Below are 19041 nucleotides of genomic sequence, written 5' to 3' on the forward strand. Positions count from 1 at the left end.
TCGCCGGCGGGAGGCCCCTCACACGGTCCACGACGGTTCGAGCTGCACCACGTCACCGGCCAGCTCCGCCACGTCTTCCTCGGTCTGCGCCCGCTGCGAGAGCCGGTCGACGCTGCCCGCCCGGTACTTCCCGCGCTCGGCGCTCGACTGCCACATCGACAGCACCAGGAACTCGTGGCCGGGCGCCTCGCCGAAGACCCCGCGCAGCATCCCGGGCGATCCGGCCATCGCCGGGTTCCACACCCGCTGCTGCATCAGCGCGAAGTGCTCGACCCGGTCCTCGTGCACCCTGCTGTGTGCCACCCTGAGCACATCCGCGTCCGTGAAGCGCGGCTCGAAGCCGGTCTTCACATCGAAGCGGTACTCGAAGAGCTTGACCTGGATGTCGTTGCACGTGCCCGACTGCGCGGCGGCCAGGGCATCGTGGCCCCGTGCCATGAACGAGTCGTAGAAGACCCGGTTCTCCCAGAACGCGAAGACGTGCGCCACCTCGGGCCGGGACCGGCTCCAGCCACCGCCCTGCCCCCTGAACCCCGGCTCCCCCAGGAGCCCCGCCCACTTCCGCTGCCCCCGCTCGAAGCCCCGACGGTCCGTCACACTGCAGCGAATCCACTTGACCAGCACCGCGCCATCGTACGGGTGCCGGGCGTGGCGTGGGTCACCCTCTCCAGGAGTGCGCCCCGAACGGGCCCGGCACCGATACTTCCGGCCGCGATGGTGGCCCGAATCCGCCGCTCCGCCCCAAGCCTGTTGGTTCCGGGGGAAGTTGCCGACATGATCGGGTGAGCACCGCAGCGGCGCCACCGCGCGAAGGAGAGAATCCGATGAGCACGCCCAACAAGGACATCGAGAAGGTCGAGGTCAGCATCAAGTGGGACCCCAGCCCCCACGGTGAGGCCCCCAACGACCTCGACATCATCGCGGCGACCTATCCGGTGGAGGAGCCGTACGGCGATCCCGCGTACCTGGTGCACTTCGACAGCCGGGCGCCCGACGGCACCATCACGCTCAACCGCGACAGCCGGACCGGCCAGGGCCTCGGTTTCGACGAGGTGATGACGCTGGAGCTGGACCGGCTCTCGGAGTCCTACGCCCGTGTCGTCGTGGGCGTCGCCATCCAGCAGCGCGACGGCCGCAAGACGTTCGGCGAGATAGAGAACACCGGGGTCCAGATCCTGGAGGGGTACACCACCCTGTCCGAGGACGACTTCTCCGCGGTGGGCACCGCCACGGCGGCGATCGTGGCCGAATTCGTACGGGACGAGTCGGGTGTCTGGCAGTTCCACGACACGGTACGGGGCTTCGACGGGGACCCCGAGTCCTTCGCCGCGACGATGGGCGGCCGCGCGTTCGGGGCGTGACCCCGGGGACACGGCGAAGGGCGCGGCCGGGACTTCGGGGGAAGTCCCGGCCGCGCCCTTCGTCACTGGTGTGTCAGCTGCAACCGCTGGTCGAGCCGCAGCCCTCGCAGATGTAGCAGGAGCCGGCGCGCTGCATCTTCGTCCCGCAGGAGAAGCAGAGCGGGGCGTCCGCGCTGATGCCGAGCTGCATCTCGACGAGCTCCGCCGAGGTGTGCGCCGTCCTCGGGGCCGGGGTGCCGGCCTCCTCGACGGTGGTGACCGCCTTCAGCGGCTCCGGCGCGGACTGGACGAGGTTCTCGGCCTCGAAGCGCTCCTCCTCGAACGACGGCTCGTAGGAACCGGTGTCCAGGTGGCGCTGACGCTCCTCGGCGGAGTGGATGCCGAGGGCCGAGCGGGTCTCGAAGGGCAGGAAGTCCAGCGCCAGGCGGCGGAAGATGTAGTCGACGATCGACTGCGCCATCCGCACGTCCGGGTCGTCCGTCATGCCGGCCGGCTCGAAGCGCATGTTGGTGAACTTCGAGACGTACGTCTCCAGCGGGACGCCGTACTGCAGACCGACCGAGACGGCGATGGAGAAGGCGTCCATCATGCCCGCGAGGGTCGAGCCCTGCTTGGACATCTTCAGGAAGACCTCGCCCAGACCGTCGTCGGGGTAGGAGTTGGCGGTCATGTAGCCCTCGGCGCCGCCCACCGTGAAGGAGGTGGTGATGCCGGGCCGGCCCTTGGGCAGACGCTTGCGGACCGGACGGTACTCGACGACCTTCTCGACCGCGGTACGGATGGTCTCCTCGGCCTTGGCGGTGACCGCCTCCTTCTCCTTGTCCTTGGTCTTGGCGGAGAGGGGCTGGCCGACCTTGCAGTTGTCGCGGTAGATCGCGAGCGCCTTGACGCCCATCTTCCACGCCTCGAAGTAGACCTCCTCGACGTCCTCGACGGTGGCCGTCTCCGGCAGGTTCACCGTCTTGGAGAGCGCGCCGGAGATCCACGGCTGGATGGCCGCCATCATCCGGACGTGGCCCATCGCGGAGATGGAGCGCTCGCCCATCGCGCAGTCGAAGACCTCGTAGTGCTCGGTCTTGAGACCGGGGGCGTCGATCACATTGCCGTTCTCGGCGATGTGGGCGACGATCGCCTCGATCTGCTCCTCCTGGTAGCCCAGGCGGCGCAGGGCCTGCGGGACGGTGCCGTTGACGATCTGCATCGAGCCGCCGCCGACCAGCTTCTTGAACTTGACCAGGGCGAGGTCGGGCTCCAGGCCGGTGGTGTCGCAGGACATCGCGAGACCGATGGTGCCGGTGGGTGCGATGACCGAGGCCTGCGCGTTGCGGAAGCCGTTCTTGGCGCCGAGCCGGAGCACGTCCTGCCAGGCCTCCGTCGCGGCGGCCCAGACCGGGTTGTCCAGGTCGTCCGCGTGCACGGCCACCGCGTTGGCGTCGGCGTGCTGCTTCATGACGCGCTGGTGCGGCTCGGCGTTGCGGGCGTAGCCGTCGTACGGGCCGACGACCGCGGCCAGCTCGGCGGAGCGCTTGTACGAGGTGCCGGTCATCAGCGAGGTGATGGCGCCGGCGAGCGCGCGGCCCCCGTCGCTGTCGTACGCGTGGCCGGTCGCCATCAGCAGGGCGCCGAGGTTGGCGTAGCCGATGCCGAGCTGGCGGAAGGCGCGGGTGTTCTCGCCGATCTTCTGCGTCGGGAAGTCGGCGAAGCAGATGGAGATGTCCATCGCCGTGATGACCAGCTCGACGACCTTGGCGAAGCGCTCGGACTCGAAGGACTGGTTGCCCTTGCCGTCGTCCTTGAGGAACTTCATCAGGTTCAGGGAGGCGAGGTTGCACGAGGTGTTGTCCAGGTGCATGTACTCGCTGCACGGGTTCGAGCCGTTGATCCGGCCGGACTCCGGGCAGGTGTGCCAGGCGTTGATGGTGTCGTCGTACTGGATGCCCGGGTCGGCGCAGGCCCAGGCGGCCTCGGCCATCTTGCGGAAGAGGGACTTGGCCTCGACCTCTTCGATGACGTCACCGGTCATGCGGGCGCGCAGCCCGAACTTTCCGCCGGACTCGACGGCCTTCATGAACTCGTCGTTCACGCGGACCGAGTTGTTGGCGTTCTGGTACTGGACGGACGTGATGTCGTCGCCGCCCAGGTCCATGTCGAAGCCCGCGTCGCGCAGGGCGCGGATCTTCTCCTCCTCCTTCACCTTGGTCTCGATGAAGTTCTCGATGTCGGGGTGGTCGACGTCGAGGATGACCATCTTGGCCGCGCGGCGGGTGGCACCACCGGACTTGATCGTCCCGGCGGACGCGTCGGCGCCGCGCATGAAGGAGACCGGGCCGGAGGCGTTGCCGCCGGAGGAGAGGAGTTCCTTGGAGGAACGGATACGGGAGAGGTTCAGGCCGGCACCGGAGCCGCCCTTGAAGATCATCCCCTCTTCCTTGTACCAGTCGAGGATGGACTCCATGGAGTCGTCGACGGCCAGGATGAAGCAGGCGGAGACCTGCTGCGGCTGGGGCGTGCCGACGTTGAACCAGACCGGGGAGTTGAAGCTGAAGATCTGGTGCAGGAGGGCGTACGCCAGCTCGTGCTCGAAGATCTCGGCGTCCGCGGGAGAGGCGAAGTAGTTGTAGTCCTCGCCGGCCTTCCGGTACGTCTTCACGATCCGGTCGATCAGTTGCTTCAGACCGGTCTCGCGCTGCGGGGTGCCCACAGCGCCCCGGAAGTACTTGCTGGTGACGATGTTGACCGCGTTCACCGACCAGAAGTCGGGGAACTCGACGCCACGCTGCTCGAAGTTGACCGAGCCGTCGCGCCAATTGGTCATGACGACGTCACGATGCTCCCACGCCACCTCGTCGTACGGATGCACGCCGGGAGTGGTGTGGATGCGCTCGATACGCAGGCCCTGCTTGTTCGCAGTCGACTTGGTCCCCTTGCTGCGGGAACCTCGCGCCGGGCCGCTCGCCGTCTCTGTCATGCCGCCTCCCATATGTGGGCAAAAACGCCCTGAAGTGCCGAGAACTTCCCCGGGCACTGTGTGTGTCTGCTGCTTCGGGCGCCGCATACCTCACGCGTCGTCCGGAGCAAGGTCCAGGTGCCGGCCGGCGGGCGATCCTCGGATCGGCGCGGCCGGCGGCTGCCGCTCAGTCGGCGGCGACGGCGGGCACGGGGACCTCGAGGGTCTCGCCGGTCCCGCATTCTTGTGCGGAAGGCCGCTGCTCACGGAGTTCCGTGATGGCGGCCTCGAAGTCTTCGAGGCTGTCGAACGCCCGGTACACGGACGCGAACCGCAGGTAGGCGACGAGGTCGAGTTCCTGCAGGGGGCCGAGGATGGCCAGACCCACGTCGTGAGTGGTCAGCTCGGCGCTGCCGGTGGCGCGCACCGCCTCCTCGACCCGCTGGCCGAGCTTGGCGAGGGCGTCCTCGGTGACGGGCCGCCCCTGGCACGCCTTGCGCACCCCGGAGATCACCTTGGTACGGCTGAAGGGTTCGGTCACTCCGCTGCGCTTCACCACCATGAGCGAGCACGTCTCCACCGTCGTGAAACGGCGGGAGCAGTCGGGGCACTGGCGACGCCGGCGGATCGAGGTCCCGTCGTCGGTGGTGCGACTGTCGACGACCCGGCTGTCGGGGTGCCTGCAGAAGGGGCAGTGCATGGCTCCCAACCCTCCTTCACAGCGCGACTGAATAGCCTCTTCAGGCCCGGTGAGGGGCCCTCGAAGCGGTCTCAAGCATAGGCGATGACCACACCCCCGGTGGACCGGGGACCACTAGTTCTGGGTGGTCGAGACAATCCAACCACTAGATCTTGGGTTTGGCCGCGCATTCGGCCCTGGCGCGTGTCGCGCACCGAGGGCGGCCGGAAGGCAGCGTACGGCCGAGCAAGAGGGTACGGGAAGCGCGCGGCTCCCCCGATTGCGGGGGCGGCTGGCGCGCGACCACGAAGGCGGTCGCGAACGCTACTGTCATGGTCCGCAGCGCCGGCCGTTCCGCGCCCGGCGACACGCTTCGCGGCTTTGCACATACACCCAGCAGTGAACCCGGGACAGACTTTTATTCGTTTTTCACTCGAACGTGTGTTTGGCGCAACCTTTCGAAAGCTACTACCGTTGTCCAGCTAGGGAGACCATTCGAGAGGGGCCGCCGACGTGACCACCACCGCAGACAGTGCCATCATCACAGCCCAGGACCGCTCCCAGAGCCGACTCGAGCCGGTGCATGCCATGAATGACTCAGTCACGAACACGGAGGGGCCGGAGCCCGCGCGCCCAGCGCGCTCGCTGCCCGGACGACCTCCTGGAATCCGGGCGGACAGCTCGGGGCTCACGGACCGCCAGCGGCGCGTGATCGAGGTCATCCGGGACTCCGTCCAGCGACGCGGATATCCGCCGTCGATGCGGGAGATCGGTCAGGCGGTGGGCCTTTCCAGCACGTCCTCCGTCGCCCATCAGCTGATGGCGCTGGAGCGGAAGGGTTTTCTGCGCCGCGACCCCCACCGCCCCCGGGCGTACGAGGTGCGTGGCTCCGACCAGCCGAGCACCCAGCCCACGGACACCACGGGCAAGCCCGCTGCCTCCTACGTGCCCCTCGTCGGCCGGATCGCGGCCGGTGGCCCGATCCTCGCCGAGGAGTCCGTCGAGGACGTCTTCCCGCTCCCCCGCCAGCTCGTCGGTGACGGCGAGCTGTTCGTGCTGAAGGTCGTCGGCGACTCGATGATCGAAGCGGCGATCTGTGACGGGGACTGGGTCACCGTACGACGCCAGCCCGTGGCGGAGAACGGCGACATCGTGGCCGCCATGCTGGACGGCGAGGCCACGGTCAAGCGCTTCAAGCGGGAGGACGGCCATGTCTGGCTGCTCCCGCACAACTCCGCTTACCAGCCGATCCCCGGCGACGAGGCGACGATCCTCGGCAAGGTCGTGGCGGTGCTCCGCCGGGTCTGAGGACCCGCCCGTGCGAACGGGAAGGGGCCCCGGAGTCCGGCTGTACGCCGGCTCCGGGGCCTCTTGCGTGTCCCGGGTGACTACCGCTGCTCGGCCTTGGCCGCCGCGTCGATCGCGGCGAGCGAGCGGCGGGCCTGATTGCGGTCGGTCGTGTACCAGAAGTCGGGCAGCGAGGCCCGCAGATAGCTGCCGTACCGGGCGTTGGCCAGGCGCGGGTCCAGCACCGCGACCACGCCCTTGTCGCCCGTGGCCCGCACGAGGCGGCCGGCGCCCTGGGCCATCAGCAACGCGGCATGCGTGGCCGCCACCGCCATGAAGCCGTTGCCCCCGGCCTCCTCCACCGCCTTCTGCCGCGCGCTCATCAGCGGGTCGTCGGGCCGGGGGAACGGGATGCGGTCCATGACCACCAGCTGACAGCTCGCCCCGGGCACATCGACGCCCTGCCAGAGCGAGAGCGTGCCGAACAGACAGGTCTCCGGATCGGCCGCGAAATTCTTGATCAGCTCACCGAGGGTCTCCTCGCCCTGGAGCAGGATCGGCTTGTCCAGCCGGCCCCGGAGCTCCTCGGCGGCGGCCTGCGCCGCCCGCATGGAGGAGAACAGCCCGAGCGTGCGCCCGCCGGCCGCCTCCACCAGCTCGGCGAGCTCGTCCAGCATGTCCGTGCGCGAGCCCTCCCGGCCGGGGGTCGCCAGATGCCGGGCGACATACAGGATGCCCTGCTTCGGGTAGTCGAACGGCGAGCCGACGTCGAGGCCCTTCCACTGCGGGATGTCGTCGCCCGCGGTGCCCTCCGGGGCGAGGCCGAGGGAGGCGCCCACGCCGTTGAAGTCCCCGCCGAGCTTCAGTGTGGCCGAGGTCAGGACGACCGAGCGCTCGGTGAACAGCTTCTCGCGCAGCAGCCCGGACACGGAGAGCGGGGCGACCCGCACGGAGGCGCCGAAGCGATCGTGGCGCTCGTACCAGACGACGTCGTACTCGGAGCCCTGGGTGATGCGCTCGGCGACGCCGTGGATCGTCTCGACCGAGGCCAGCGCCTGCTTGCGGACCGCGTCCTCGTCCTGGACGGACTTGTCCCGCGTCGAGCCGATCGCGGAGATCACCGTGCGCGCGGCGTCGCGCAGCGCCATCAGCGCGTAGCCAAGGTCCTCCGGCACCTCCTCCAGGCGGCCCGGCAGGGCCAGCTCCATCACCCGCTCGAAGCCCTCCGCCGCCGTCTGCAGGGCGTCGGCCGCCTTCTCGTTGACCAGCTTCGCCGCGCGGCGGACCGCCCGGTTGACCTGGCCGGGGGTGAGCTCGCCGGTGGCCACGCCGGTGACCCGGGAGACCAGCTCATGGGCCTCGTCGACGATCAGCACCTCGTGCTGCGGGAGCACGGGGGCGCCCTCGATCGCGTCGATGGCCAGCAGGGCGTGGTTGGTGACCACCACATCGGCGAGCTTGGCCCGCTCCCGGGCCTGCTCCGCGAAGCACTCCGCCCCGTACGCGCACTTGCTCGCGCCCAGGCACTCGCGGGAGGAGACGGAGATCTGCGCCCAGGCGCGGTCGGAGACGCCCGGAGTGAGGTCGTCCCGGTCGCCGGTCTCCGTCTCGTCGGCCCAGTCCCGCATGCGCAGGAGGTCCTGGCCGAGCCTGCTGGAGGGAGCCGCCGCCTCGAACTGGTCGAAAAGGCCCTCTTCCTCCTCCTGCGGCACGCCCTCGTGGAGCCGGTGCAGACAGAGGTAGTTCGACCGGCCCTTGAGCATCGCGAACTGGGGCCGGCGGCGCAGCAGCGGATGCAGCGCGTCGACCGTCCGCGGCAGGTCGCGCTCCACGAGCTGGCGCTGAAGGGCAAGCGTGGCCGTGGCCACCACGACACGCTCGCCGTGCGCCAGGGCGGGCACCAGATAGCCCAGCGACTTGCCCGTGCCGGTGCCGGCCTGGACGAGCAGATGGGATTGGTCGTCTACGGCCTCGGCGACGGCCTCGGCCATCGTGGCCTGGCCGGGCCTCTCCGTACCGCCGACGGCGGTCACGGCGGCGTGCAGGAGCTCGGGGAGGGATGGCTTCGTCATAGCCCGGCCAGCCTACGGGGCGCCACTGACAACGACGCTCACTCCCGGACTCACGCCGAGGGGTGGAGCGGGTTGGGCACCGTGCCGTGGACCGCCGCGTGCGGGCGTTCGGGCCGGTCGCGGTAGCCGTCCAGATGCAGGCGGTTGCGGTTCAGACAGAGGCGCGCGATCTCCGGCGTCAGCATGTCGAACATCTCGAACCGCTCCTTCAGCTCGGGGAAGCGGGCGTGGTGGCGCAGGATCTCGGCCCTCACGAGTGACCAGAATTCACCCTCCGGGACGCCGAGCTGCTCCTCGCAGAGCGGGGAGAGGAAGCGGAAGACGCCGGTGAAGAGGCCGGAGTGGATGAACTGGGTGAGGAAGGCGGGTTCCTCGGTGAGCAGGACGTCGCGCACGTCGGGCGGCATGGTGTCGTGCTCGGGCAGCGGGCGGGCGCTGACGTTCACGTCGTCGACGAAGTCCTTGATCGCCAGGCGTACCGGCACGTCCTGGTTGTCGAAGACGACGATCGCGTTCTCGCCGTGGGGCGAGAAGACCGTGCCGTAGCGGTAGAGGAAGTGCAGCAGCGGCGGCAGCAGCGCGGCGAAGAGCCGGGACAGCCAGACGCTGGGGGTCAGCCCCGAGCGGGCGACCAGCTCGGCGGTGAAGGCGCGTCCCTCCGGGTCCGTGTGCAGCAGCGAGGCGAGCGTCCGGGCCCGCTCCCCCGGCGCGAGGCGCGGCATGAGGGGCTCGCGCCAGATCGCTCCGAGGATCTCCTTGAACTGGTACGGGGTCTCGGGGAGGTGGTCGTAGAGCGGGTGCTCGACGGCGACCGAGGCGACCTCGCCGAGCAGGATGACGCCGCAGGTGTCGCGGAGGAACGGATCGGCGTCGCGCAGCCCCTGGACCCAGCCCGTGACGGCGGGTGCGGCGAGCGTGCGCTCGGTCGGCAGGCCGCGCCAGACCAGGGTGTTGAGGATCGACAGCGGGAGCTTGACCGTGTGCCGGTCGGGCCGCTCCAGGTTGGCGAAGGTCCGGATGGACTGCTGCGGCAGCCGCAGGTCCCGGTCCGTGTGCAGGGGGACGATGTCGCCGGCGGCGATGGCCGGGGCGAACAGGGGCACGATCCACTCGTCCCACTGCCAGGGGTGGACGGGAAGGCAGTGGTAGCCGGCCGGGTCGAGGCCGCGGGCGCGCAGGACGGCGTCGAAGGAGGCGCGGACCTCGGGGTCGAGCTCCTGGCTGTACAGCTGCTCGGGGGTGGCGAGGGCGCTCACGCCCCGGTAGGCGGCGATCCTCGTGGAGACGGCGATCCACGGAAGCCTGACGGGCCTGCGCGCCTCGGGGGCGAAGCGGGAGGCGTCGGTGGCGGAGAAGCCGAGCCGGCCCTTGTTGGCGACGATCCAGGGGTGGCCGGTCTGGTGGCCTTCGAGCTCCGCGTAGTCGAGGTCGGCCAGCTCGGCGGCGGTGAGCGCGGTGTGGTCCAGGCGGGCGTCGGCGGTGAGCGTGGTGGTGAGCTCGCGGACGAGGTGGCCGAGGGTGGCGCCGTCGAGCCCGAGGAGGCGCCGGGCGCGCGCGAGGAAGAGCAGCGGGTCGCGGAAGGGGACGCTGCCGGCGACCCGCTCACCGGCCGGCCGGACCGCCGCATCGGCCTCCGTCGCGGCGCTGCCCGCCTCGCGGATCGACTCGGGGTCGACGCGCCAGCTGCCGTACACGCCCCGCCCGGCGGTGAAGGTCAGGCTCCCGCCGTCGTCCAGCACCAGGGTGTAGGCGGTGCCTCCGGCGGTGCGCGGGACGGGCTGGATGATCTCCTCGTAGGCGAATTCGCCGAGCATCTTGGCGAGCATGCGGGCGGCGGCCCGGTCCCAGACCGGACGGTTCAGTTCCGGGGTGCTGAGCAGCGCGGGCGACTCCGTTGCGTCATGGCTCGCGGGATATTTCGGCACGGGGACTCCTCGGGATGGAACCGATGGGGTTCGAGCGGGGTGGGCGGGTCAGCGGATCGTTCACAGGCGGTGGCGGTGGGCTCGGTCGCGGACCATCAGCGCGGCCCGCTTCTCCGGGAGTTCGATCTCGGCGGAGTAGCGGAAGCCCGCGCCCAGGAAGGCGGAGACGGACGGGGTGTTGCGCACGTCGGGTTCGGCGACGACCCGGGTGCACCGGGGGCGGTGGTCGAGTACGAGGTCGGCGACGGCGCGGAGCAGCGTGGTGCCGATGCCGCGGCCCCGGTGCTCCCCGTCGCCGATGAGGAGATGGAGGCCGGTGTCGTGCGGCCGGGCGGGGTAGTGGCGGGCCAGGGGGTCGAGGTCGGCGCGGTAGAGCTCCCAGTAGCTCATGGGCACGCCGTCCAGCACCCCGAGGCAGGGGGCGCTGCGGCCGTCGCCGTCGAGCTGGGACCGCAGATGGGCGGCCGTGACGGTGTCGGGTCCCGCCAGTTCCCAGAAGGCCGCCACGGCGGGGTCGTTCATCCAGCGGCTGATCACCGGCAGATCGCGGTCCAGCCGTACGGGGACGAGCCGGAAGATCCCGGCGGCCGTGGTGACGGGCTGCCACTCCCCCGGCCTGTCGAGCGGCCCGGAGACGGCCGCCCGGTCCCGGGGCGCGGGCGCCGACGCCTCGAAGAGGGCCCGGAGTTCGGCGGTGATGCGCAGATCGAGCGTGTCCTCGGCGCCCGCGCCCCGCCGGGGGGCGGGTCCGGTGTGCGCGTCGGTGGGAGGCACGGGCGACACTCTCCTCTTCTCAGCCGCACAAGGGGTTGGTGACGGACACGTAGACGGACTGGGTGTCCACGGGGCCGACGAGTTCGTCGAGTCCGTGCAGCCGGGTCAGCATGTTGGCCTTGCAGCGCAGCCGGGGTGTCTCCAGGAGGTGCGCGGGCAGCGGCGATCCCAGGGGCACGGTCGACGTCAGGAACCGCCGGAAGGCGGCCAGCAGCACCTGTTCGTCGGCGAGCCGCTGGGCCCCGAACGCCCCGATCAGGCCGAACACGTTGTTGATGCCGAGGTAGTACGCGAACCGTTCGTCGGTGACGGCGTCGGAGACGAAGGTGTCGCTGACCGCCCCGATGCCGGGGAGGCGTCGGCCGAGCGCGGCGCGGTGGGACTCGCGGAAGTAGTAGCCCTGGTTGTCACGGTAACGGCCGCCGGCCGGCCAGCCGTCGGGGTCGAGCAGGACCAGAGTGTTCTGCTGGTGCGCTTCGAGGGCGACACCGGCGTGGGCGTCGAGCCAGAGCACCGGGTGGACGACGCGGTCGAGGTAGCGCAGGAACCACTCGGCGGCGACCGCGGTCGTGGTGCGGCCGGTGGCGGCGGCGAGGCGCTGGACGACGTCGGCCAGCCGGGAGTGCATGCCGGACCGGCCGGGCCAGGGGCGCGGGGCGGTGAGCCCGGCGATGCAGACGGCGTCGTCGCCCCGGCGGAAGGGGTTGTGGCGGAGCATGACGTCGAGGCCCTGCACGGGCTCGCCGCCCGGGGTGTCGACCGCCAGCCAGGCGGGGTCCCGGACGATGTCGAAGCCGGGGTGCGCCGCGTGCCACTGCCGGGCGAGTCCGGTGCGGAGCAGCCGGTGCACTTCGACGCCCCGGTGGAGTTCCTTGCGGAGGTTCTCCCGGCGGGAGTTGGTGATGCGGACGCCGAGGGAGAGCTTCAGCATGAGGTCGGTGCCGGGCCGGTGCACCGTGCGCACCGAGGATGTGGGGTGCCAGGGGGCTCCGTAGGGACCGAGGTCGTGCAGCAGTCCCGCATCGAGCAGTGCGGCGACTTCGGGCCTGCCGCGCAGCTCACGGGCCTGCCAGGGGTGCAGCGGGATCGGGGTGGTGTGCTCGGGGTGGCGCAGGCCGGGGGCGTGGCGGGCGACGAGCTCGGCCGCCGCCACGGGCCGGCCCTGGTCGGTCCAGGCGGAGTCGGTGGCCAGGACGGACCGGTCGGCGGCCATCCAGTGGAGCGGGAAGGAGCCGTGCAACTCGGGTGAGTAGAGGCGGGCTTCGCCGTCGGAGAGTCCCTCCCGGCTCTTCGGCGAGGGGTGCAGGGGGTGGCCGAGGAGGAGGGACTGCTCGGCGGTGAGGAAGAGGTCGGACTCCGCGGGAGCGGCGGGGCGCAGGCGTTCGGCCTCGATGAATCCGGCGGTGCGCCGTACGGAGTCGGCCACCCGGGCGGCCATGTCGGCGCCCTCGTTGTGGTCGGCCTCGCGACCGAGGAGGGCGGCCACGGTGACGGCGTCGGCGGGGGGCGCGCCGGCGGGGGCCGCTTCCAGGGCGGGCGGGCCGAAGCGGTGCCAGCCGGTGGCGGACCAGTGGCGGACGGGGACGAGCAGCGCGGTGCCGCTGGCGGGGAGCGCGATGCGCAGGGTGTCGCCGTCCGGGCGCGGCAGGTCGCCTTCGCGGACCCAGCAGCGCAGCAGGTTCTCGGTGCCCGCCGCGTCGGCGGCGCGCAGGGGGTCCGGGTGGTCCAGCGGGTCGGCGGCCGGTGCCGGGCCGGGTTCCGCCGCGTCGGAGTACCGCGATCCGTGCGGGATCTCCTTCTGGCGCGGCACGGTCGACGGCTCCGGGTCGACGGCGATCCGGCCCGGGGTTTCGGGCTCGTGGTGGTGGCTGGAGGGAGGGCCGTCGGCCTCGGGCGCGGGGGTGGGGTTCACGGCGGTCTTCCTGTGGTGGTGTCCGGGGTCAGCGGATCGACCCGGTCGGGGTCCGTCGGTGCGGTGAGCGCTCCGCGGCTGCCATGGCATCGGCGAGGCGGTCGACGACCGCCGTTGCCTGTTCGTCGGTGAGCGTGAGGGGCGGGAGCAGGCGGACGACCGTGGAGTGGCGGCCGCCGAGTTCGACGATGAGGCCGCGGCGCAGGCACTCCTGCTGGACGGCGACGGCGAGGACCGGGTCGGGCGGCGCCTCCGCTGAGCCGCCCACCGGCGCGGCCTCGGGGTCGACCAGCTCCACGCCGATCATCAGGCCGCGCCCCCGGACGTCGCCGATGCACGGGTGGTCGGCCGCGAGCGAGCGCAGCCGCGCCAGCATCCGGGCCCCGAGCGTCCCGGCCCGTTCGGCGAGGCCGTTCTCCCGGACATGGGCGAGGGTCGCGGTGCCCGCCGCCATGGCGAGCTGATTGCCCCGGAAGGTGCCGGCGTGGGCGCCGGGCTGCCAGGTGTCGAGCTCGGAGCGGTAGACGATCACGGCGAGCGGGAGGGAGCCGCCGATGGCCTTGGACAGGACCATCACATCGGGCACGGTCCCGCTGTGCTCGACGCCCCAGAAGGCGCCGGTCCGGCCGACGCCGGTCTGGACCTCGTCGGCGATCAGCGGGATGGAGCGGGCCGCGGTGATCTCCCGCATCCGGCGCATCCAGCCGTCGGGCGCGGGGTTGACCCCGCCCTCGCCCTGGACGGGTTCGAGGATCATCCCGGCGGGCGCGGGGGTGCCGCTCTTGGGGTCGTCGAGCAGGCTCTCGGTCCAGCGGGCGGCGGTCCGCGCGCCGGCCTCCCCGCCGATGCCGAAGGGGCAGCGGTAGTCCTGCGGGAAGGGGAGCCTGGTCACCCGTACGTCCTCGGCGCCGCCGGACGCGGCGAGGGCCCCCTCCGTCATGCCGTGGTAGGCACCGGTGAAGGCGAGCAGTCCGCTGCGCCCGGTGGCGGCCCGGACGAGTTTGAAGGCGGCCTCGACCGCGTCCGTGCCGGCGGGACCGCAGAACTGGATGCGGGCGTTGTCGGCGAACTCCCTCGGCAGGGTGGCGAACAGCTCCGTGGTGAAGGCGTCCTTGACCGGGGTGGCCAGGTCCAGCACATGCAGCGGGGCGCCCGAGTCGAGGACCTTCTTGATCGCTTCGAGCACGACGGGGTGGTTGTGGCCGAGCGCCAGGGTCCCGGCGCCGGACAGGCAGTCGAGATAGCGCCGCCCGTCCGCGCCCTCGATGGTCAGGCCGCGGGCCCGTACCGGCACGATCGGGAGCGAGCGGGCGTAGGTGCGGGCGGCCGATTCACGCAGTGCCTGGCGCCGCAGGATGCCCTCGTGCGGGGTGAGGGGTGGTGCCGGAGCTGGTTCGGTCACGGCCACGGCTCTTGATCCTCCCGCTGTAACAGTTGCGTTGCACGTCAGTACGATTTCGCACGGACGGACTGCGGGGGTGAACGCTGTCTCCGTGTCCCCCGTACGTACCAACGACGCAGGGGGCAGGGGATCACGGGTAAATCTGAAGATCCTTGTGGAGCGGAACCATGGCCCTGCCGCAGGCCGTCCACAGCGGCACCGGCATAGTGGGGGACCGCGCCGAGGCTCCGGGAACCCTCCCGGCAACCGCGGCACTCCCCCGTCCAGCCCGGGGATGCCGTGCAGAAGTGCAGTACAGAAGCGTTGAGTTACGAAGTCCCAGGGGGATCACCAGATGCGTCTCGTTCGACCAGGATTCACCGCACGCTGCGGGGGAGGCGCCCGTCGCGCCTCCTCCCCCGTGCTCGCCACCGCCGCGGTCGCCGCCGTCCTCGCGCTCACCGCCACCGCCTGCGGGCCCACCGAGGACGACGCGAGCGCCGAGCCGAGCAGCAGCAGCTCCGCCGGTCAGACGTCGGACGGCAAGATCGCCATCCCGGACGATCTGAAGGGCCGGCTCAAGGAACACCGGATCGACCTCGACCAGTGGAAGAACGGCGAGTGGAAGAACTGGGACAAGGACAAGTGGCTGCGTGAGGCCAAGGACTACATCAACCCGATCATCGAGGGCCTCTGGGACCCGGACCGGATGCAGGACGCCGACAAGGCGCCCGAGAAGCCGGTCGACAACGACATCTCCGGCGACGAGGGCGTGACGGACCCGACGCCCGCCCCGGTCCGGGCCGTCGGCGTGCGGACGCAGTACCACGACAACGCCGCCGAGTCCGGGAAGCTGTTCTTCGACGGCCCCGAGGGCTCCATGGTCTGCTCGGCGACGGTGGTGAAGGACCCGGCGCACCCCGGCAAGTCCAACATGGTGTGGACTGCGGGCCACTGCGTCCACGCGGGCAAGAAGGGCGGCTGGTACCGCAACATCGCCTTCGTCCCCTCGTACAACAACAGCGGCCTGTCCACGGCCGAGCTGCGCAACCACCCGCCCAAGGAGAAGGTCGCCCCGTTCGGCATCTGGTGGGGCACCTGGGCACAGACCTCGGAACAGTGGATCGCGCAGGGCGCCTCGGTCGGCGGCCTGGGCGCGCCGTACGACTTCGCGGTGCTGCACGTCACCCCGGAGGAGGGCGCCGGCGGCAAGTCGCTTGAGGAGACGGTCGGTTCGGCCCTGCCGGTCGAGTTCAACGCCCCGGCCGTGCCCAAGATCACCGCGATGACGGCGACCGGCTTCCCGGCGGCTCCGCCGTACGACGGCCAGAAGCTGTTCCAGTGCGAGGACAAGCCGGGCCGGCTCTCGCTCGCCCAGGGCGACCCGACGATGTACCGCATCGGCTGCTCCATGACCGGCGGTTCCTCCGGTGGCGGCTGGGTCGCCGCCGGCCAGGACGGCAAGCCCGCGCTGGTGTCGAACACCTCCATCGGCCCGGTGACGGCCGGCTGGCTGGCCGGTCCGCGCCTGGGCAAGGAAGCCAAGGGCGTCTACGACGCGGTCAGCAAGAAGTACGCGGACAAGTAGCCGGGCATCCGCGTCCGCCCGGGCGCGTACCGGCTGCGGTGTGAGGGGCCTTCGACGGCGAACGCCGCCTCGAAGGCCCCCGGCCCGCCCGGGCGTTGACGCCACCCGGTGGCAACTGCCCAGGTCCCGGGCGTCATAGGGTGGTCCCACCTCATCACCGACGGCCGGGAACCGGCCTGTTGCGTGACACGCTCATGCCATTTTTGAGATTTCAGGGGGAATCTTTTCCATGCGATCCATACGTCCGCTGTTCGCCGCGACCGGTCTGGTCGCCGCACTGGCGCTGACGGCCACGGCCTGCGGCCCGAGCGAGGACGCGGCGGCCGACAAGCCCGCCGCCGCCGAGTCGTCCGCCGGCACCGGGAAGAGCGGCGGCATACCCGCCGATCTGGCCGACACCCTCAAGAAGCACGGGGTCGACCCGGACAAGTGGAAGAACGGCGAATGGAAGAACTGGGACAAGGACAAGTGGCTGCGTGAGGCCAAGGACTTCGTGAACCCGGTCATCGAGGGGCTGTGGAAGCCCGACCGGATGAAGTCGGCGAAGGACCCGGCCAAGACCATGTCCGCCGGGGACCTCTCGGGCGACCAGGGCGTCTCGGACCCGGAGCCGAGGCCGGTGACGGCCCAGCGCGAGAAGACGCCGTACCACAACTACGCCGCCCCGGTCGGCAAGGTCTTCTTCGACTCCCCCAAGGGCCACATGGTCTGCTCGGGCACCGTCGTCAAGGACCCGAAGAACCCGGGCAGGTCCAACCTCGTCTGGACCGCGGGCCACTGCGTCCACGCCGGTTCCGAGGGCGGCTGGTACCGCAACATCGTCTTCGTGCCCGCCTACAACGACCAGGGCAAGAGCGCCTCGGCACTGCAGAACGCGCAGCCGCAGGAGGTCGCCCCCTACGGCGCCTACTGGGCGGACTGGGCCAGCACCTCCGGTGAGTGGCTCAAGAACGGCGGCCCCACCGGCGGCGAGGGCGCCCCGTACGACTACGCGGTCCTGCACGTGAAGCCCGAGCAGGGCACCAAGTCGCTGGAGGAGACCGTGGGCAACGCCCTGCCGGTCGACTTCGACGCCCCCGAGATCTCGCGGATCAGCGCGATGGGCGCCTGGGGCTACCCCGCCGCCCCGCCGTACGACGGCCTGATCATGCACAAGTGCGTCGACCGTCCCGGCCGGCTCTCCATCAGCCCCGCCACTCCCACGATGTACCGCATCGGCTGCACGATGACCGGCGGTTCCTCCGGTGGCGGCTGGTTCAGCGAGGGCAGTGACGGCAAGCTCGCGCTGGTCTCCAACACCTCGATCGGCCCGGTGACATCGGGCTGGCTGGCCGGTCCCCACCTGGGCGAGGGCGCCCAGCAGATCTTCACGATGATGAGCGACAAGTTCGGCGCCAAGTAGCCGCCGCACCCCGCACCACGGCGAAAGGCCCGCTCCCCGGTGAGGGAGCGGGCCTTTCGCTCTGCGATGACTCCTACGGTGAAGGGAGCCGCGCGGTCAGTGCACCGCGGGGACGAACGCCGCGAGCTCCGCGGCCAGTTCCTCGTGCACCCGCGCCTTGAGCAGCGTGCCCTCCGACGTGTGCTCCTCGGAGACCACCTCGCCCTCGGCATGCACCCGCGAGACGAGTCCGCCCCGGGTGTAGGGCACCAGCGCCTCGATCTCGACCGAGGGCCTGGGCAGCTCGGTGTCGATGAGCGCGAGCAGCTCGTCGATACCGGCGCCGGTCCTGGCCGACACCGCGATCGCGTGCTTCTCGTTGCGCAGGAGGCGCTGGAGGACCAGGGGGTCCGCCGCGTCCGCCTTGTTGATCACCACGATCTCGCGCACGTCCACCGCGCCCACCTCACGGATCACCTCGCGGACCGCGGCGAGCTGCTCCTCGGGCACCGGGTGCGCGCCGTCCACCACGTGCAGGATGAGATCGGAGTCGCCGACCTCCTCCATCGTGGAGCGGAACGCCTCGACCAGGTGGTGCGGCAGATGCCGTACGAACCCGACGGTGTCGGCGAGGGTGTAGACCCGCCCGCTCGGCGTCTCGGCCCGGCGCACGGTCGGGTCGAGGGTGGCGAACAGGGCGTTCTCCACCAGCACACCCGCACCGGTCAGCCGGTTGAGCAGCGAGGACTTGCCCGCGTTGGTGTAGCCCGCGATGGCGACCGAGGGCACCTTGTTGCGCTTGCGCTCCTGGCGCTTGAGCTCGCGGCCGGTCTTCATCTCCGCGATCTCCCGGCGCATCTTCGCCATCTTCTCGCGGATCCGGCGCCGGTCCGTCTCGATCTTGGTCTCACCGGGACCGCGGGTGGCCATGCCGCCACCGCCGCTGGAACCGCCGCCGCCCATCTGACGGGACAGCGACTGACCCCAGCCACGCAGCCGGGGCAGCATGTACTGCATCTGTGCCAGCGAGACCTGCGCCTTGCCCTCACGGGACTTGGCGTGCTGGGCGAAGATGTCGAGGATCAGGGCGGTCCTGTCGACCACCTTGACCTTGACGACGTCTTCCAGGTGGATCAGCTGGCCGGGGCTGAGCTCACCGTCGCAGACGACGGTGTCGGCCCCTGATTCGAGGACGAGGTCACGCAGCGCCAGCGCCTTGCCGGAACCGATGTACGTGGCCGGGTCCGGCTTGTCACGGCGCTGGAAGACGGCGTCGAGCACCTGGGCTCCGGCCGTCTCGGCGAGCGCCGCCAGTTCGGCGAGCGAATTCTCCGCGTCCTGCACCGTGCCCGAGGTCCAGACGCCGACCAGCACCACACGCTCCAGGCGCAGCTGTCGGTACTCGACCTCGGTGACGTCCTCGAGCTCGGTGGAGAGGCCCGCCACGCGCCGCAGCGCGGCGCGCTCGGAGCGGTCCAGCTGATCGCCGTCCCGCTCTCCGTCGATCTCGTGGCTCCAGGCGACGTCCTCTTCCATCAGGGCGTCGGCCCGAAGGCTCTCGGTGACGTTCTCCGTGGCGCTCTGCGCGTCCTGCGCGTCCTGGGGAAGGGAAGAAGAGGAGGTCATTGGATCCTTACGTCTGGGGGATGCGGTCGAAAGAGGTCTGCCGGAGAGAGATTCCCGGCAACAGTCACAACGCGTGACCCCTCCGGATGATTCCCACGCGGGGATTCC

Annotated in this window: 13 protein-coding genes; 4 read left to right on the top strand and 9 right to left on the bottom strand. The window is 71.0% G+C overall.

The annotated features are described in order from the left end of the window. Positions 1 to 18: 18 nt before the first annotated feature. Positions 19 to 624 (bottom strand): YdbC family protein, encoded by a 606-nt coding sequence (locus tag RLT58_RS08835; RefSeq protein WP_311309853.1) that lies wholly within the window; start codon positions 622 to 624, stop codon positions 19 to 21. Positions 625 to 824: 200 nt separating this feature from the next. On the opposite strand from RLT58_RS08835, the gene RLT58_RS08840 reads away from it, so the two are divergent. Next, on the top strand, positions 825 to 1361 hold the full coding sequence (locus RLT58_RS08840; RefSeq protein WP_311309854.1) for a TerD family protein: 537 nt from the start codon (positions 825 to 827) through the stop codon (positions 1359 to 1361). Between the two features lie 73 nt (positions 1362 to 1434). Here the strand turns inward: RLT58_RS08840 and RLT58_RS08845 are convergent, their stop codons facing one another. Together RLT58_RS08845 and nrdR are read right to left on the bottom strand one after the other, a co-directional pair. After that, positions 1435 to 4329 (bottom strand): vitamin B12-dependent ribonucleotide reductase, encoded by a 2895-nt coding sequence (locus RLT58_RS08845; RefSeq protein ID WP_311309855.1) that lies wholly within the window; start codon positions 4327 to 4329, stop codon positions 1435 to 1437. A gap of 166 nt (positions 4330 to 4495) precedes the next feature. Then, on the bottom strand, positions 4496 to 5008 hold the full coding sequence (nrdR, locus tag RLT58_RS08850; RefSeq protein WP_311309857.1) for a transcriptional regulator NrdR: 513 nt from the start codon (positions 5006 to 5008) through the stop codon (positions 4496 to 4498). Between the two features lie 492 nt (positions 5009 to 5500). Between nrdR and lexA the strand changes: the two genes are divergently transcribed. Continuing rightward, positions 5501 to 6295 carry a transcriptional repressor LexA gene (lexA, locus tag RLT58_RS08855; RefSeq protein WP_219573501.1) on the top strand — a complete coding sequence of 265 codons (795 nt, stop codon included), beginning with the start codon at positions 5501 to 5503 and terminating at the stop codon, positions 6293 to 6295. An 80-nt stretch (positions 6296 to 6375) separates the two neighbouring features. Here lexA and RLT58_RS08860 read toward each other — a convergent pair whose 3' ends face one another. From RLT58_RS08860 to RLT58_RS08880, 5 genes are read right to left on the bottom strand one after another with little or no spacing between them, the layout of a single operon-like run. Next, positions 6376 to 8346, bottom strand: a complete 1971-nt coding sequence (locus RLT58_RS08860) for an ATP-dependent DNA helicase (RefSeq protein ID WP_311309858.1) — start codon at positions 8344 to 8346, stop codon at positions 6376 to 6378. 50 nt (positions 8347 to 8396) lie between these two features. Then, positions 8397 to 10271, bottom strand: a complete 1875-nt coding sequence (locus RLT58_RS08865) for an IucA/IucC family protein (RefSeq protein WP_311309859.1) — start codon at positions 10269 to 10271, stop codon at positions 8397 to 8399. Between the two features lie 60 nt (positions 10272 to 10331). Then, the gene (locus RLT58_RS08870; protein ID WP_311309860.1) at positions 10332 to 11045 is read right to left on the bottom strand and encodes a GNAT family N-acetyltransferase; all 714 of its coding nucleotides are present in this window, start codon (positions 11043 to 11045) and stop codon (positions 10332 to 10334) included. Between the two features lie 19 nt (positions 11046 to 11064). After that, complete coding sequence (locus RLT58_RS08875; protein WP_311309861.1) at positions 11065 to 12957, bottom strand: IucA/IucC family protein; 1893 nt, start codon at positions 12955 to 12957, stop codon at positions 11065 to 11067. 28 nt (positions 12958 to 12985) lie between these two features. Next, a complete protein-coding gene (locus tag RLT58_RS08880; RefSeq protein WP_311309862.1) occupies positions 12986 to 14365 on the bottom strand; it encodes a diaminobutyrate--2-oxoglutarate transaminase family protein in 1380 nt (459 codons plus the stop codon). A 328-nt stretch (positions 14366 to 14693) separates the two neighbouring features. Here RLT58_RS08880 and RLT58_RS08885 point away from each other — a divergent pair, with 328 nt between their 5' ends. Both RLT58_RS08885 and RLT58_RS08890 read left to right on the top strand, forming a co-directional pair. Further along, the gene (locus RLT58_RS08885) at positions 14694 to 15926 is read left to right on the top strand and encodes a trypsin-like serine peptidase (RefSeq protein ID WP_311309863.1); all 1233 of its coding nucleotides are present in this window, start codon (positions 14694 to 14696) and stop codon (positions 15924 to 15926) included. Positions 15927 to 16155: 229 nt separating this feature from the next. Continuing rightward, positions 16156 to 17328 carry a trypsin-like serine peptidase gene (locus tag RLT58_RS08890; protein WP_311309864.1) on the top strand — a complete coding sequence of 391 codons (1173 nt, stop codon included), beginning with the start codon at positions 16156 to 16158 and terminating at the stop codon, positions 17326 to 17328. Positions 17329 to 17424: 96 nt separating this feature from the next. Here the strand turns inward: RLT58_RS08890 and hflX are convergent, their stop codons facing one another. Then, on the bottom strand, positions 17425 to 18933 hold the full coding sequence (gene hflX, locus RLT58_RS08895; protein WP_311309865.1) for a GTPase HflX: 1509 nt from the start codon (positions 18931 to 18933) through the stop codon (positions 17425 to 17427). Between the last annotated feature and the right edge of the window lie 108 nt (positions 18934 to 19041).

It is taken from the genome of Streptomyces sp. ITFR-16 (assembly GCF_031844705.1).
Lineage (GTDB): Bacteria > Actinomycetota > Actinomycetes > Streptomycetales > Streptomycetaceae > Streptomyces.

What these genes read in the sequence shown, in the direction of transcription:
- RLT58_RS08840 (WP_311309854.1), top strand. Translation starts at nt 825, where the DNA reads ATGAGCACGCCCAACAAGGACATCGAGAAGGTCGAGGTCAGCATCAAG.
- RLT58_RS08845 (WP_311309855.1), bottom strand. Translation starts at nt 4,329, where the DNA reads ATGACAGAGACGGCGAGCGGCCCGGCGCGAGGTTCCCGCAGCAAGGGG.
- nrdR (WP_311309857.1), bottom strand. Translation starts at nt 5,008, where the DNA reads ATGCACTGCCCCTTCTGCAGGCACCCCGACAGCCGGGTCGTCGACAGT.
- RLT58_RS08860 (WP_311309858.1), bottom strand. Translation starts at nt 8,346, where the DNA reads ATGACGAAGCCATCCCTCCCCGAGCTCCTGCACGCCGCCGTGACCGCC.
- RLT58_RS08885 (WP_311309863.1), top strand. Translation starts at nt 14,694, where the DNA reads ATGCGTCTCGTTCGACCAGGATTCACCGCACGCTGCGGGGGAGGCGCC.
- RLT58_RS08890 (WP_311309864.1), top strand. Translation starts at nt 16,156, where the DNA reads ATGCGATCCATACGTCCGCTGTTCGCCGCGACCGGTCTGGTCGCCGCA.
- hflX (WP_311309865.1), bottom strand. Translation starts at nt 18,933, where the DNA reads ATGACCTCCTCTTCTTCCCTTCCCCAGGACGCGCAGGACGCGCAGAGC.